At 43.2% G+C, this 15,743-nt stretch carries 15 protein-coding genes; 9 read left to right on the top strand and 6 right to left on the bottom strand.

The annotated features are described in order from the left end of the window. Positions 1 to 7 precede the first annotated feature (7 nt). From dnaG to FHW89_RS13940, 3 genes are all read left to right on the top strand, one after another. Positions 8 to 1,942, top strand: a complete 1,935-nt coding sequence (dnaG, locus tag FHW89_RS13950; protein ID WP_172335663.1) for a DNA primase — start codon at positions 8 to 10, stop codon at positions 1,940 to 1,942. Positions 1,943 to 2,072: 130 nt separating this feature from the next. Continuing rightward, entirely contained in the window at positions 2,073 to 2,441 is a 369-nt protein-coding gene (locus FHW89_RS13945; protein ID WP_172335662.1) for a YraN family protein, read from the top strand. Positions 2,442 to 2,448: 7 nt separating this feature from the next. Then, positions 2,449 to 3,522 (top strand): glutaminyl-peptide cyclotransferase, encoded by a 1,074-nt coding sequence (locus FHW89_RS13940; RefSeq protein WP_172335661.1) that lies wholly within the window; start codon positions 2,449 to 2,451, stop codon positions 3,520 to 3,522. 139 nt (positions 3,523 to 3,661) lie between these two features. On the opposite strand, the gene FHW89_RS13935 is transcribed toward FHW89_RS13940, so the two are convergent. The 3 genes from FHW89_RS13935 to pgi form a co-directional block, all read right to left on the bottom strand. Continuing rightward, entirely contained in the window at positions 3,662 to 4,486 is an 825-nt protein-coding gene (locus tag FHW89_RS13935) for a CPBP family intramembrane glutamic endopeptidase (RefSeq protein WP_172335660.1), read from the bottom strand. Between the two features lie 191 nt (positions 4,487 to 4,677). Further along, positions 4,678 to 5,031 (bottom strand): hypothetical protein, encoded by a 354-nt coding sequence (locus tag FHW89_RS13930; RefSeq protein WP_172335659.1) that lies wholly within the window; start codon positions 5,029 to 5,031, stop codon positions 4,678 to 4,680. Between the two features lie 149 nt (positions 5,032 to 5,180). Continuing rightward, positions 5,181 to 6,827, bottom strand: coding sequence for a glucose-6-phosphate isomerase (gene pgi, locus FHW89_RS13925; RefSeq protein WP_172335658.1), 1,647 nt, complete (start codon positions 6,825 to 6,827; stop codon positions 5,181 to 5,183). Between the two features lie 254 nt (positions 6,828 to 7,081). Between pgi and FHW89_RS13920 the strand changes: the two genes are divergently transcribed. From FHW89_RS13920 to FHW89_RS13905, 4 genes are all read left to right on the top strand, one after another. Continuing rightward, positions 7,082 to 7,519, top strand: coding sequence for a hypothetical protein (locus tag FHW89_RS13920; RefSeq protein WP_172335657.1), 438 nt, complete (start codon positions 7,082 to 7,084; stop codon positions 7,517 to 7,519). Between the two features lie 725 nt (positions 7,520 to 8,244). Continuing rightward, positions 8,245 to 9,337, top strand: a protein-coding gene (gene prfB / locus FHW89_RS13915; RefSeq protein ID WP_172335656.1) for a peptide chain release factor 2 whose coding sequence is annotated in 2 segments (ribosomal slippage) — positions 8,245 to 8,304 and positions 8,306 to 9,337 — 1,092 coding nt in all. Because the reading frame shifts where the segments join, the coding sequence is not laid out codon by codon here. 129 nt (positions 9,338 to 9,466) lie between these two features. Beyond that, positions 9,467 to 10,348, top strand: coding sequence for an alpha/beta hydrolase (locus FHW89_RS13910; RefSeq protein WP_253952233.1), 882 nt, complete (start codon positions 9,467 to 9,469; stop codon positions 10,346 to 10,348). Positions 10,349 to 10,364: 16 nt separating this feature from the next. Further along, on the top strand, positions 10,365 to 10,685 hold the full coding sequence (locus FHW89_RS13905; protein WP_172335654.1) for an elongation factor Tu: 321 nt from the start codon (positions 10,365 to 10,367) through the stop codon (positions 10,683 to 10,685). A 9-nt stretch (positions 10,686 to 10,694) separates the two neighbouring features. On the opposite strand, the gene FHW89_RS13900 is transcribed toward FHW89_RS13905, so the two are convergent. Then, positions 10,695 to 11,243, bottom strand: coding sequence for a GNAT family N-acetyltransferase (locus FHW89_RS13900; protein ID WP_172335653.1), 549 nt, complete (start codon positions 11,241 to 11,243; stop codon positions 10,695 to 10,697). 22 nt (positions 11,244 to 11,265) lie between these two features. Next, positions 11,266 to 12,123, bottom strand: a complete 858-nt coding sequence (locus FHW89_RS13895; protein ID WP_172335652.1) for a transglutaminase-like domain-containing protein — start codon at positions 12,121 to 12,123, stop codon at positions 11,266 to 11,268. Between the two features lie 45 nt (positions 12,124 to 12,168). Between FHW89_RS13895 and FHW89_RS13890 the strand changes: the two genes are divergently transcribed. Then, positions 12,169 to 12,957 carry an O-methyltransferase gene (locus FHW89_RS13890; protein WP_172335651.1) on the top strand — a complete coding sequence of 263 codons (789 nt, stop codon included), beginning with the start codon at positions 12,169 to 12,171 and terminating at the stop codon, positions 12,955 to 12,957. A gap of 254 nt (positions 12,958 to 13,211) precedes the next feature. Here the strand turns inward: FHW89_RS13890 and FHW89_RS13885 are convergent, their stop codons facing one another. Continuing rightward, positions 13,212 to 14,345, bottom strand: a complete 1,134-nt coding sequence (locus FHW89_RS13885) for a BamA/TamA family outer membrane protein (RefSeq protein ID WP_172335650.1) — start codon at positions 14,343 to 14,345, stop codon at positions 13,212 to 13,214. Positions 14,346 to 14,518: 173 nt separating this feature from the next. Between FHW89_RS13885 and FHW89_RS13880 the strand changes: the two genes are divergently transcribed. Continuing rightward, positions 14,519 to 15,499, top strand: coding sequence for a deoxyhypusine synthase family protein (locus FHW89_RS13880; protein ID WP_172335649.1), 981 nt, complete (start codon positions 14,519 to 14,521; stop codon positions 15,497 to 15,499). The last annotated feature ends 244 nt before the right edge of the window (positions 15,500 to 15,743 follow it).

The raw sequence follows: 15,743 nt of genomic DNA, 5'->3' as shown, positions 1-15,743 counted from the left end.
TTAGCTAATGATCATAAAATCCACTATCGACCGTATTATGGAAGCCACCGACATTGTGGAGGTGATAGGGGAGTTTGTGCAGTTAAAAAAGCGTGGTGCAAACTACGTAGGCCTATCGCCATTTGCTAATGAGCGTACGCCATCGTTCACGGTATCCCCGGCGAAGGGCATTTTCAAAGATTTCTCGACGGGAAAGGGTGGCTCGGCGGTTACTTTTTTAATGGAGCTGGAGAAATTCAGCTATCCCGAAGCCTTAAAATGGCTGGCCAAGAAGTACGGTATCGAGGTGGAAGAAACCGTTGATCACCCCGAAAACAAGGAAGAAGACCAGCGCCGCGAAAGTCTCATGATCGTGACGGCCTTTGCCGCCAAATTTTTCCATGAAAGCCTGCTGGATACCGATGAAGGAAAAAATATCGGCTTGAGCTATTTTAAAGAACGCGGTTTTACTACCGAAACCATCAAGAAATTTGAGCTCGGTTATTCACCCGATCAATGGGAAGCTTTCACCGGTACCGCTATCAATCAAGGGTATCAGCAGCAGTTTTTGGAGGAGAGCGGGCTATCGGTTAAGCGTGATAACGGTACGCTGTACGACAGGTACCGGGGCCGGGTGATGTTCCCGATACATAGCTTTACCGGTCGTGTGATAGCTTTTGGTGGTCGTACGCTCAAGAAAGATAAAAATGTACCCAAGTATGTAAACTCGCCCGAGAGCGAGATCTACCATAAATCAAACGTACTTTACGGCCTGTATTTTGCCAAAAAGGCCATCCGCGACGAGGATAACTGTTATCTGGTTGAGGGCTATGCCGACGTATTGTCGGTTCACCAGGCCGGGATTGAAAACGTGGTGGCATCGTCAGGTACATCGTTAACTACCGAACAGATCAGGCTGATCAGCCGCTTTACGCAGAATATCACCATCCTTTATGATGGCGACGCAGCGGGCATCAAAGCATCCCTCCGTGGGCTGGATATGATACTAGAAGCTGGACTCAACGTAAAAGTAGTTTCGTTCCCCGACGGGCATGACCCCGACTCGTATGTGCGCCTGGTGGGCACCAATGCCTTCAAAAAGCACATCGAGGAAAATAAAAAAGACTTTATTCTGTATAAAGCTACCCTGCTTTTAAAAGATGCCGGTAACGACCCGATCAAAAAAGCCGAGATCATCCGTGAGATCGTAGAGAGTATTGCCAAGATCCCCGACTCCATTAAGGCTTCGGTTTTTATCAAGGAATGCAGTTATCTGTTACAGATAGATGAGCGTTCGCTACTGTCCGAACTGAATAAAATGCGGCAGGCCAAAGCCAAAAAGGATGGTCAGCAGCAGCAAAATACCCGGTATTCACCCCAGCAACCTCCTGATGAGCCCAACTTTTTTGACGAGCCCGATGTTCAGGAAGCCAAGGATGAAAGTGCGCAGGAAAAAGAAATTATCAGGTTATTGCTCCTGTACGGCAACAGGATGATTGATTGGGATGGCATCGCCAATACCTATATCGGTCCGTTTATGATAGCGGAGCTGGGCGATGTTACCTTTGAGCACCCGGCTTGTAAAGTATTTACCGACTTGTACCGGCAGGAAGTAGAGAACGGCGTGCTGCCCGATGATGCTTATTTTATCCATCACAAGGATAAAGGTATTGTTGACCTCACCATCAACATGCTCACCACCAAGTATACACTTAGCGAAAACTGGTACGAGATGCACAATATACTGGTGAATGATGAGCAGGCTAATATGAAAGCCACTATCCTGGGGGCTATATTCCACCTCAAGAAACACAAAGTGGGTAAAATGCTGGAGGCCCTGCGCAACGAATTGCAAAAGGCCGAAACCGAAGCCGACCAGGAAATATTGCTGAACCAGTACATCCGCATGAAAAAGGTGGAGAAAATGATCTCCGACTTTTTAGGCTCGGTAATTATCAAATGATGCAGAATAGGAGTCAAGAGTTAAGAATCAGGAATCAAGAAGAGCGGGGAACTCCTCTTAGCCATGCCCTTGTTATTGCATTGTTTTACTATTGTCTTAATTCTTGGTTCTTGATTCTTAACTCTAAATAATGGCCACACACCTCGACCTGGGCCGCATCGGCGAAGCTTTAGCCAAAACCCACCTGGAAAATGCCGGTTATGAAATACTGGATGAGAACTGGACCCACGGAAAAGCCGAGATAGACCTGATTGCATATAAAGACAAGGTTATTATATTTACCGAAGTAAAAACACGCACGGGCAACGCCTTTGGTGAACCTGAGGATTTTGTGGATGCCCGTAAACAAAAATTACTGGCCGATGCCGCGGATGAATATATTTACCTCATGAACCACCAGGGCGAAGTGCGGTTTGATATTATCGCTATTTTGTTTGACAGGGATAAAAATTATATAATAAACCACATTGAAGATGCGTTTTGGCCTTCGGCCACCTGATATACTTATGAATAATAAAATAAAATTACTTTTTACAGCCTGTGCCTTATTGGCCTTTGGCTGTAGCTGCAATAATAAACCCAAAGATAACGGCGCCGATTATACCATCAGTCCCGAAGCTGGTACCTCTTACAAATCGGGTGATGAAGTAAAGGTTAAAGTAAGCCTGCCTGCCGATACAAAACCCGACTCCATTGTATATATGCTGGATGCCTTAAAATTGGGCGTGGCTAAAGATTCGGCAGGTATCAGCATCAAAACAGATACTATTCCGCTGGGTATAAAAGTGATTACCGCCAAAGTGTACGCCGGAGGTAAAGATCAGGAAGTAACCACCAATATTATTTTATTGGCGGCCAAAGCACCGGAATTGCTCACCTATAAGGTTGAAAAGGTATTCCCGCATGATACCAGTGCCTACACCGAAGGCTTGCAATATGCAGATGGCGTTTTATATGAAAGTACCGGCGAGCCAGGTCATTCCACCATCAGGAAAGTTGATCTGCAAACCGGAAAAGTGTTGATGCAGACCAAGCTTGGCGCGCAATATTTTGGTGAAGGATTATCTGTAGTGGGCAATAAAGTTATCCAGCTTACCTACCGGGAAAAGGTTGGTTTTGTGTACGATAAAAATACATTAAAGCTATTAAGCACCTTTACCAATAATGTGGGTGTAGAGGGCTGGGGAATGTGCTTTGATGGAAAAAAGCTATATACAGATGATAGTACCAACCGTATCTTTTTCCTGGATAAAGACACTTATAAGCAAACGGGTTTTATTGATGTTTATGATGATAAAGCCAAAGTTGATTCTGTAAACGAGTTGGAATACATCAATGGCAAACTGTATGCAAACGTTTACCAAAAAGACGATATACTGGTTATCGACCCCAAAACGGGAGCGGTACTGCAAAAGGTAGATCTGAAAGATATTTACCCCATGGCCAGCCGTCCGCAGGATAGGGATTGGGGTAACAACGTACTGAACGGTATAGCCTATGACGCCGCTACCAAACGCCTGTTTGTAACCGGCAAAAAATGGCCGCACTTGTACCAGATAAAGCTTACCCCAGCCCCCTAACCCACTAAAGAGGGAACTTTTGGTTTGCAGATTAACTCCGTTGAGGACTTCGCCGTTTCAGATGTGCGGATATGCAAATGATCTGCACTAAACAGAATATTAAAAGCATCTGCACATCTGAAATTCGCACATCTGCACATCAAAAAGCTTCCCCTTTAGGGGATTGGTGGGCTCTTAAAACAAAGAAAATTATGATGGCCGGTACCGCATAAATAGTGCTTAGTATGGCCCACATATTTAATATATCATTCCAGTTATGCCCGGTGGCGATAACCCTGCTTTCGAAAAAAGCTTCCGGAAAATCAACTGAAGCATGTGCGATGGCCAGTACAAAAATATTTCCGTTTACCCGTTGCCATATCCAGGTGAATATGACAGACATTGATAAATTGATTATCACGAAAGGTATAGCCACTTTGTAGCCGCTAAGCAATAATGGGAAATGCCACAATGCCCAAATGATAAATACTATCAATGTGGCGGATGTTAGTGTCCGGGTTTCGGAAAGTTTGGGCAATAGCCATCCCCGCCAGCCTAATTCTTCGCCTATACCAATCATCAGTGTTGTTAAAACCAGGTGCGCTAAAAAAAATCCCCAGTTTTTGCCAATCAGGTTAATCATTTCCGGGGCCGTAACTCCCTGGGGTATAAACGCCAATACAGTGAGCAATGTACCTGCCACAGGCAGAGCCAGCCACCAAATAAGATGTTTTGGATTTGGTTTTAATTGGCCAATCAGGGCTGTTATCCCGGCTTTACCAGATGTGACGGCGGTTACGATAATCGCCGCCAATGCCGGGCCAAAAACTATAAAAATTTTGGAGTAATAATTTAGCCCAAGTTCCTGCCCCCGAAATAGCTGATTAAGGATAAATAGTTTCAGCGGAAAACCGATCAGAAAACTGATGCCAAAAGTTAAAATAATAAACGCAGCTACAGGATATTTAGTAATAAAGGTTTTCAATGGCAGGTTTTAGGTTTAGATATTTTATGCTGAGCCATGTTACAACACACTTTTAATTAACTGATCAAAAGGTGACAGCCTTTTCTGGTAAATGTCAAATCATGGGCTATTACTCTCCCGAGGGAGGGAACTTAAGCTGCAAATAACCCGCTGTTATCTCATGGACTATTACTTTCTGGAAATTATAATGTTTAAATCCACGGTGTATGATGTGGATTGGCTTTTTCCCATTTATCGAGCTTATCGTTTACAAAATATAGCCAGTAAGCGTCACTAACGGGCCGGTTGGTATCGCCATTTTGGTAGTATTGCTGGCTGTATTGTACTACCTCGATAAATGTTTTAGTATCAGGATAATTTTTAGCGGCTATGGTATTATCCGGTTTTTTGTTTAAACATTGCTGCACTTCATCTTTGCTCATCCCTAATTTTAATACACTCAGATTTACAGGTCTTCCGGCATCTATGCTATCATGGATTGCTCCGCATGAGGTGATCATAATAGTCAACAGTACTATGATGATAGGTTTAAAAGGTTTGGTCATATTAATCACGCTTAAATTATATAAGTATAGAGATTGTTTTAGCCCTAAAGTTTAAACGTAAAAAAAAATAAAAAAGCAGAAGTCGATTAATTCAACTCCTGCTTTTAAATATGCTAATCAAAAAGCTCCCCCTTCAGGGACCTGGGGCCCTACCTCCAGGCTTTATACTGATTGATCAAACCGTTGGTTGATGAATCATGGCTGCTGATCTCGCTGTTATCTTTTAACTCTGGAAGGATTTTGCCGGCCAGTTGTTTGCCCAGTTCAACACCCCATTGATCAAAGCTGTAAATGTTCCAGATAATGCCTTGTACAAATATTTTGTGCTCGTACATCGCTATTAATGAACCCAGGCTGTGCGGGGTGATCTTTTTAAGCAGGAACGAGTTGGTAGGGCGGTTACCTTCAAATACTTTGAAAGGCGCTATTTCGGCAATCTCTGCTTCTGATTTACCGGCCGCTTTTAGCTCGTCGATCACTACCTCTTCGGTTTTGCCGTTCATCAAAGCTTCGGTTTGTGCAAAAAAGTTGGACAGTAACATGTTATGATGCTCGCCAAGCGGATTGTGCGATTGTGCAGGCGCAATAAAATCAGCAGGGATCAGTTTGGTGCCCTGGTGTATCAGCTGGTAAAAAGCGTGCTGACCGTTGGTGCCTGGTTCGCCCCAGATGATCGGGCCGGTAGAGTAATCAACTTCTTTACCGTTACGATCCACATGTTTACCATTGCTTTCCATGTCGCCCTGTTGAAAATAAGCAGCAAAGCGATGCATGTACTGGTCGTAAGGTAAAATAACGTTGGTTTCTGACTCGAAGAAGTTATTATACCAGATACCCACTAAAGCCTGTATCACCGGGATGTTTTGTTCAAACTCAGTGGTACGGAAATGTTCGTCGGTAGCATGGGCGCCTTCCAGCAGTTTTACAAAATTATCAAATCCAATGCTCAAAGAGATGGACAGGCCAATGGCGCTCCATAAAGAGTAGCGACCGCCAACCCAATCCCAAAACTCAAACATGTTTTTGGTATCGATACCGAATTTGCCAACCGCGGCAGCATTGGTTGACAGGGCCGCGAAATGTTTGGCTATATCAGCCTCTTTTGCACCGGCAGCCAGGAACCAGTCGCGTGCGCTGTGCGCATTCGCCATAGTTTCCTGTGTGGTGAAAGTTTTGGAAGCGATAAGGAATAAAGTAGTTTCCGGATCAACCACTTTCAGCGTTTCGGCAATGTGGGTGCCGTCAACGTTGGATACAAAGTGCAGGGTAAGGTGATTTTTGTAAGCCTTTAATGCTTCGGTAACCATTACCGGACCCAGGTCAGATCCGCCTATGCCGATATTCACCACATCGGTGATCGGTTTGCCGGTATAGCCTTTCCAGTCGCCAGATATAATGGCGTGGCTGAAATCCTTCATGTGATCCAACACTTTATTTACATCGGGCATTACATCTTTGCCGTCAACATAAATAGGCCTGTTGCTGCGGTTACGCAGGGCGGTGTGCAGCACGGGGCGGTCTTCGGTAACGTTAATCCTTTCGCCCGAGAACATGGCCTCAATTGCCTTATTTAGTGAACATTCCTTAGCTAACTGTATCAATAAAGCGATAGTTTGCTCGTCGATCCGGTTTTTGGAATAATCAAACAAAATGTCTTCAAACTGGATAGAGAATTTCTTAAAACGCTCTTTATCAGTATCAAATAGCTCTTTCAGGCTTTTTGATACGATATCGATGTAATGGTCTGTTAAATATTTATAACTCTGGGTGGTGGTAAAATCGATATTTGGCAGCATAATTGAAGTGTTTTTTAACAAAAGTAACAAGTTAATTGTTAGGTGGATATTAAATATGAAACTAACAATTCTTAGTGTTGTTTTAACACGGTTTACATAGTGTTTGTTTTACACCTAAAAATTACGAAAATTTTAAAAATATTTGACAATTGTTTGGAGATTTCAAATAGTTATTTGATATATTTGTCTTGTTGATAATCAAATGATTGATTTATCATCAATTTGTAAATTTAAAAGTAAAAATAAAAAAGGTCATGTTTGAAAAACTTTTTTTGCTTGTAAAAAATAACGCCGGGACGGCTGTTGTTAACAACCCAGTAATACCTGCTAAGCACCGCGAAGCAGTGATGATTGAAGCATCAAGTTCCATCATTGAGGTTTTAAAAGGCCAGATGGAAAATGGTAAGTTGAAAGAACTTATTAAGTATTTTCAGTCGTCGGGTATTTACAATCATTCATTAGTATCAAGCATTGTTAACCGCTTTGCCAATCGTTTAAACACTTTTTATCATATCGATCCGGTACAGTCACTGGCTGCTGCCAACGCGTTGATACCACAGGTGATGCAGGAATTGGTAAAAGCATCAAAAAGCGAGCAGATCAAAGAATTTGGCTTAACTAACATGTTAACCAAACTAAACGGTAACAAAGCCGACCTGAGCTTATTGGTAAATAAACTGATGGTAGCTTAACAAAATATAACTGACATAGTTAGGCCCGCGATTTCGCGGGCCTTTTTTGTTAGTGCCAACGCTGGGAATTTACTTTAACCGATGCCTGCTGTAAGTTATGTAATGGTAACATGGACAAAATTATGGTTTACATTTTTGGGAGGTGAATTTAAATAAAATTCTGTATATCAATTAATTAAATTGAATTTAACCCTAAAAAGTGTAAACCATGTAAACCCACTTTTTGACAAAATTACGCTCCTATTGAGTGTAAATAGTCCAAGGTTAGAATGGCTTTTAAAGCTTAGCATTCGTATAACCGACTCACCCCGTCTGCGCTTCGCTGGGCCACCCTCTCTCCGGCTTTGCCGCAAAGAGGGTAGGGGAAAAAATAAAAAACATTTGCAGTCGCTCGGCTCCCGCCGAGTGACGACTATTTGCAGGCCTCTGACCTGCGAGTTAAATGTAGCTGTGCTTTTTACATTGGCCGGAGGCCGGGTTATAATGGTCACTCGGCTGGAGCCGAGCGACTGCACCGGGGGGCAATCTTTCTCTTATTTTTTGTCATCCTGAGGAACGAAGGATCTATTCTACAATTGAAAAGTTCAATAATAGATGCTTCACTCCGTTCAGCATGACAAATCTTTTTTACCTGCTTGCGCAGTGTAGGGGTCACGAGCGCAGCGATGTCGGGGTGAGTCTACTTTTTTATTTATGCCGATGAGCAAATTACCTATATTTGCCGCATGACTAAAGAACAGATTCAGGATTTAAGGGATAGATTAGTTTCCCTGAGGAGGCATCTTTGACATCGACAAGAAGCTTGACCAATTAAAAACAGAACAGGAAATAACTGTTGGCCCTCATTTTTGGGATCACCCCAAAGAAGCTGAAAAAGTGCTGGCATCCATCAAAACCAAAAAGGTATGGACAGATGAGTTTCAGAAAGTATCCTCAGTAATTGATGATACCGGCGTGCTTTTTGAATTTTACCAGGGCGGTGATGCTACCGAAGCAGAAATGCAGGAGCAGTACAACACCGCCATCAAGGTAGTTGAGGAGCTGGAATTTAAAAACATGCTTTCGGCCGAGGAAGACCAGTTTAACGCCGTATTGCAAATTACAGCCGGCGCCGGTGGTACCGAAAGCTGCGACTGGGCAGGTATGCTCATGCGTATGTACATTATGTGGGGCGAAAAAAATGGCTACAAAGTTACCGAGCAGGATTATCAGCCTGGTGATGTGGCCGGTGTAAAAACCGTTACCCTGCAATTGGAAGGCGATTTTGCCTATGGCTATTTAAAAGGCGAAAATGGTGTGCACCGTTTGGTGCGGGTATCGCCATTTGATGCCAATGCCAAGCGCCATACGTCGTTTGCCTCGGTATATGTTTATCCTTTGGTTGATGACACTATTGAGATCGATATTAACCCCGCCGATATCGAGTTTGAAACCTTCCGCTCTGGTGGTGCCGGTGGGCAGAACGTGAATAAGGTAGAAACCGCCGTACGTTTATACCACAAGCCATCGGGTATCATTATCAAAAACCAGGAGTCGCGATCGCAGTTACAAAATAAGGATAACGCCATTCGCTTGCTCAAATCGCAATTGTATGAAATTGAGATGCGCAAACGTATGGAGATCACCAATGCCATTGAAGGCAATAAAAAGAAAATTGAGTGGGGCTCACAGATCCGCAACTATGTATTGCACCCGTATAAACTGGTGAAAGACCTGCGTACCGATCATGAAACCTCCAACGCCGCCGCCGTACTGGATGGCGATCTGAACGATTTCCTGAAAGCTTACCTCATGGAATTTGGCGGACCAAAGAGTTAAATTGTTTATCTGCTATAAAAAAAACGGCACTATATCATATAGTGCCGTTTTTTGTTTTAAACAGAAATTGTAACTTACCAGCCCATATATAAGCTTTTTATGAAACCCATTTTATCAGTCTTTATTTTAATGATAGCAACAGCTGCGGCATATAGTCAGGAAAAAGCGATCCCCTTATATCCAAAAGGAGTACCCAATTCCAAACCAACACCTGCCACTTACGTAGAGGTTACCGAAAATAATTGGATAAAATATGTAAGCCAACCTACTATTACACCTTATTTGCCGGCCAAGGGTACTGCAAATGGTACTGCTGTTGTTGTTTGTCCGGGTGGGGGATATTCTGGCCTGGCCTCTGCTCATGAAGGCTCTGCTATAGCCGAGGCTTTTAATAAAATAGGTGTTACTGCTTACCTGTTAAAATACCGTTTGCCCAGCGACGAGATCATGAAGGATAAATCGATCGGCCCCCTGCAGGATGCGCAAACAGCTATCCTCATGGTACGCAAGCACGCTGCCGAGTGGGGGATCGATCCAAACAAAATAGGTATTATCGGTTTTTCGGCAGGGGGGCACCTGGCTTCAACAGCCGGAACGCATTTTGATAAACCGGTGATTGAAACTGGTGGCATCAGTGTACGTCCGGATTTTATGATACTGGCTTACCCGGTGATTACCTTTGGTGAGTTTGCTCACACAGGCTCGCGCGAAAACCTGATCGGTAAAACACCATCGGCGGCACAGATCGACTTGTACTCCAACGAAAAACAGGTTACTTCCAATACCCCGCCAACTTTTATCATGCATTCGCAGGATGATGATGTGGTGCCGGTACAAAACAGTCTGCTGTTGTATGACGCCCTGCTCAAAAACAAAGTAAAGGTAGAGATGCACCTGTTTCAGCAAACAGGATCGCATGGCATCGGCTTAAATAATCCAAAAAACAAAGGCAAATGGTTTGATTGGGCCGCCAACTGGCTAGAGCAAAACGGGTTTTTGAAGGGGAAGTAGGATTGAGGTAAAATTTATGAGTCGTTCAGCCGATTTTATTGCTGAATTAGAATATCTCACGACAGAAGAAGGTGGAAGAGTAACACCCGTTCATTCGGGTTACAGACCCCAACTTAAGTTTGCGTTTGCAGAAATGCAAACATCTGGTCGGCAAATATTTGTAGGTAGAGACTTGGTATATCCGGGTGAAAAGGTTCTGGCAGAAATTACAATTATAGCTGTGCCTTTTTTTGCCGGGAAATTATATTCAGGTCTTCAGTTTGAGTTTAGGGAAGGAGCCCGGATTATAGGTTCAGGAATTATAACAGATATTTTAAATAAGGATCTGGAAAGATAAATCTTAACGCTATGCCTCGTGTAAAAAAATATACTCTATCCCATCCACTTCATCCATCGCCTCGCCAATTTTTGTGAAGCCTAAACTGTTGACCAATTGAAGTGAGGGATTGTTTTCCGGCGATACCGAAGCAACAAATTTATTAGCTCCAAATTCAGTTTTTGCCCAGTTCATCATGGCTTTGATAGCTTCCGTGGCGTAACCAAGCCTCTGGTAGCCTTTAAATATCCAATAACCTAATTCAACAGCATCGCGTATATACGCACGCAAGTATTCAGGATCGGGCCGACTATGAAAACGGATCATGCCGATCATTACCTGTTCCTCAGGTAGTATCACTGCGCGTGCCGACCATGGAAAGTAATCCGGATCTGCACTTAGCTCACGCAGGCCATGTTCAAAGCCGCTGGTATGCTCCAGTAATTCGTTGGGAATGCTGGCACCAAGCAGGCGACCGGCATTACGCAAATTACCAGCTAAGCATGCATCAACAACATCATTGCTCATGAGCCGAAGTATCAATCGCCGTGTAATGATATCATCCAAAGGTGTATGCATCAATGAGGGTAGGGGATAGCGGTTATTCTAATATGGCCAGCAGTTCGTTCATCTCATCAACCTTTTCTGCCGAGCCTAAATTCTCGTACGCGCTGATCAGGTTACGGATCACCCTGCGGATGATGTCGGTATTGGAGCAGGGTTCATAAAACTGCTTATCAGCTTTCAGATTCAGCTGTTTCAAAAACATATCTACATCCCGGCGGCCAAATATAAACCCTTTATTAAAAGCGTTGATGTAAAACAGGATACCGCTTTCAAATTCGCCTTGCTGACTCTCATCCAGGTAAGCCAAAATAAAATGCTGCGGCAGATTTACACCATATACGGGGATATCCAATTTTTGGGCAACTATCGAATAAATGATGGCCAGTGATATCTGATTACCTTTTTTACTTTCCAATACCTGGCTCAGGTAGCTATTCTGCGGATCGAGATGGTTGGAGGTATTACCGCTAAAGCCATATATGTTATAAAATACATGGTTAATCAACTTGATCTGCTCTTTAGGGCTGGCTTCATGCATCATCTGTATCCAGATATCACGCTTAATGCCTTCTATCTGGTTAATGATCTTTTGCTCATCCAGATCAGGGTATTGGTAGCGGTTGATAATAAGTATACCCTGCAACAGGTCAAATGCACCGCTTTGGTGCCAGAGTTTCAGGTCGTTTTTAAGGGTGATAAACTGAATTTCATGAACCAGGTTGGCTATACGCTCCTGTTGTACCGCGTCAAAAGCCTGCTCAAAAGCAGCTTCAAGATAGGCTATCGCTTCCACACCGTATGATAACAGCTTATCGTGTACATGGTCATATATCTCACTATCAGGATCGTCAAGTAAGCGGATCAGGGAATTTACTTCAGTTGGATTAATCATACGCCGTAATGCTAAAATACTAAACCTTTATTTATTTTTACAGCGATGTTAAATTTTAGGTTTGTTAAGGATTACCTGTGGCACCGCATCCGGGCAAAAAACAGGCACGGCTTACACTCTCCGTTTGTTTATCAGCTGGTTGATTCAGTTATTTACGATCACACCGCCCAAAAAACATACCACGAGATCGAAAATATCCGCGAAAAATTACTTGTTGACAATCGCGTGATCACCGTGACCGATCTGGGCGCAGGATCGCATTTGAATAATAACCGACAGAAGCGAATAGGCGACATCGCTGCCAACGCATTAAAGCAACCCAAGCTGGCCCAACTGCTTTACCGCTTGGCGGCACGCTTTAAACCACGCAATATTATTGAGCTGGGTACCTGCCTGGGTATCACCACCCTTTATCTGCAGGAAGGTGCGCCAAATGCCCATATTTATACCATGGAAGGCTGCCCGCAAACAGCCGGAGTAGCCAAAGAAACATTTGCACAAGCAGGCTTTAAAGAGATTGAACTGATAACCGGGAACTTTGATGACAATCTACCTGGCGTCATCCGCAAAATCGACCAGCTTGATTTTGTGTTTGTGGATGGCAACCATCAGAAAGATGCCACTTTGAAATATTTTGAATGGTGCCTGCCAAAAGTGCATGAAGATACCCTGCTGATATTTGATGATATTTATTGGAGCAAAGGCATGAAGGAGGCCTGGGATCAGATCAAAGCGCATCCGCAGGTTACCGTAACGGTCGATCTGTTTTGGATAGGCCTGGTATTCTTCAAATCAGGCAGAGCCGGGAAGGAGCATTTTTTGATCAGATATTAATTCTGGGACTTTGAGATTATGGGATTTTAGGATTATGGGAGCATTGATTTAGGGACTTTGGGACTATGGGATTTTAGGATTATGTGAGTAAGGAATTACGCTTTTAAAGTAAGGTTTGAAACCGTGCGTTTTATTCTTTGTCCCAAAAATCTCTATTACCTGTTATAGATATCTCTACTTCCTATAGTCCAAAAGTCCTATAATCCTAAAAATCCCATAGTCCCCAAATCCCATAGTCTCAAAGTCCCATAATCCTAAAACGCTTGTCCTAATCCTACATAAAAGCCGCTTTGGCGTTTTTCGCCGGCAATTTTTTGGCCAATGCCGTAGTCGGCACGGATGCTCAGGCCTTTTTCTATATCGAAAAAGTAGCGGAGACCGCCGCCGTAATTTGGTTTGAGGTCGCTAAAGCTAAAATCTTTGTTGAAAACCTCGCCTGTGCCTACAAAGCCTACTACGCCAATACGCTCGGTAAGGCGGTAACGAAGCTCGGTTTGACCAACTGTAAGATTACGGTCGCGATAACGACCGTTATAATAGCCGCGCATAATTTCGTCGTTACCCAGGTTCGGCATCATAAAAAATGGCGACTGGCCGCCTATCAGGCTCTGGTCCTGAATGTCGATACCTAATACCAGTTTTTTACTCAACGAGAAAAACTGGCTATATTCAATGTTTAAAAAACCCCCCTTGTAATCAAATCCGGATAAGCCTTTAGTTAATTGCAGTGAGCTGGTGATCAATGCGCCACGGGTAGTGTAAGTATTGTTGTTACGGCTGTCGAAAATAAGGCTTGGCCCTACATAAACGCTGGTACCACCACTTCTGAACTGCACGCGTGGATCGGTATAAAAAATACTGTTGGGTTGTCCGTCGCTAAAACTGTAATGATCGCCGCCGGCAACAAGGCCTACATAAAAATTCTCGGCTACTTTTTTTTCGGCGGCAAAATTTACTTTAAGGCGTTTCTGGCCTATACGATCGGTGTTGGCTTTGAGTGTATTATTACCGATGCCATAAAAATCAAAAGGGAAATTGATATAGCCAATACCTGCTGTGAAATGATATTTGTTTTGCGGGGTCCAGTAGCTGGTGCTCAGGCTGAGCCTGTTTTGCCCTTTGGTAGTTATAGTGGCATATCCAAAAATGTTGGATACTCGTGTGTTTTTACTTACGGTATCAGTATAAAAAGAATACAAGCCAGCGCCACCGGCTTCAACCCCAGTTTCCGGAGCTGAGCTTAGTACAGGTAAAATAACGAAGCTGCTTTTTTTGGTGGTGTCTTTATCAAAATACATTTTCCTGATAAATTTGGGCAGGAGATGTGTTTGCGAAAATGCGGATGGAACGCAGATCAATATAAATAGAACGGTAATAAGTTTTTTCATATATAGTGTGCCGCAAATATATGATTTCAGATGTGCAAATGTGCAGATGTGCGAATGTGCAGATTCGCACATCTGCATATCTGCACATTAATAAAACATCAGCACATCTGAAATTTGCACATTTGCACATCTGAAAAATGTCTACTTTTGCACCGAATTTTTATTGATACATTATGAGCATCACAAGAGGACCTATTTCGCAGTTTATTGAAAAAAACTATCTGCATTTTAATGCGGCAGCATTAATGGATGCAGCAAAAGGATATGAAACACACCTTGCCGAAGGTGGCAAAATGATGGTTACCCTTGCCGGTGCCATGAGTACTGCCGAGCTGGGTATTTCGCTGGCCGAAATGATACGTCAGGATAAAATCGCTATTATTTCCTGCACTGGTGCCAACCTGGAAGAAGATATCATGAACCTGGTAGCGCACTCACATTATAAAAGGGTACCTAACTACCGCGACCTGAGTCCGCAGGAAGAGTGGGATCTGCTTGAGAACCATTATAACCGTGTTACCGATACTTGTATCCCCGAGGAAGAAGCCTTCCGTCGTTTGCAAAAACATATCCATAAAATATGGAAAGATGCTGATAACAGCGGCGAGCGTTATTTTCCGCATGAGTACATGTACAAAATATTATTAAGCGGCGAACTGGAACAATACTATGAAATTGACCCTAAAAATTCCTGGATGCTGGCCGCTGCCGAAAAAAACCTGCCTATTGTTGTACCGGGATGGGAAGACAGCACCATGGGTAACATCTTTGCTTCTTATGTGATCAAAAACGAGATCAAAGCATCAACCATGAAGAGTGGTATTGAATATATGGCCTGGCTGGCCGATTGGTATACCAAAAATTCATCGGGCAAAGGAATCGGATTTTTCCAGATCGGTGGTGGTATAGCCGGAGACTTCCCGATATGTGTTGTGCCTATGCTTTACCAGGATATGGAGATGCATGACGTTCCGTTCTGGAGCTATTTTTGCCAGATATCAGATTCAACCACCTCGTACGGCTCTTACTCGGGCGCGGTACCAAACGAAAAAATAACCTGGGGCAAGCTGGATATCCATACCCCTAAGTTTATTGTAGAAAGTGATGCAACCATTGTTGCACCATTGATATTTGCCTGGATATTAAAACAATAATTTAAAATTCAAATATGCCGGCGATGCAATTTAGGGTTTCAAAAATCGCATCGCTGGCCAAAAAGCCCCCCTGCGTTGTTTAAAAGGCTTTTTGTAGTTATTTAGAACGATTATAAATTATAGGTTACTGTCATTTATGTGTCAGCGATACTGTAATAAATTTTACTTTTGTGCCTGAAATAATGAGATGGAGCGTACATCTTTACAGCGGTTTCAAACATTAATATAAAAATTATTTAGCATA

It is taken from the genome of Mucilaginibacter sp. SG564 (assembly GCF_013149275.1).
Classification (GTDB): domain Bacteria; phylum Bacteroidota; class Bacteroidia; order Sphingobacteriales; family Sphingobacteriaceae; genus Mucilaginibacter.
This window is presented reverse-complemented; position numbering and strand designations above follow the sequence as displayed.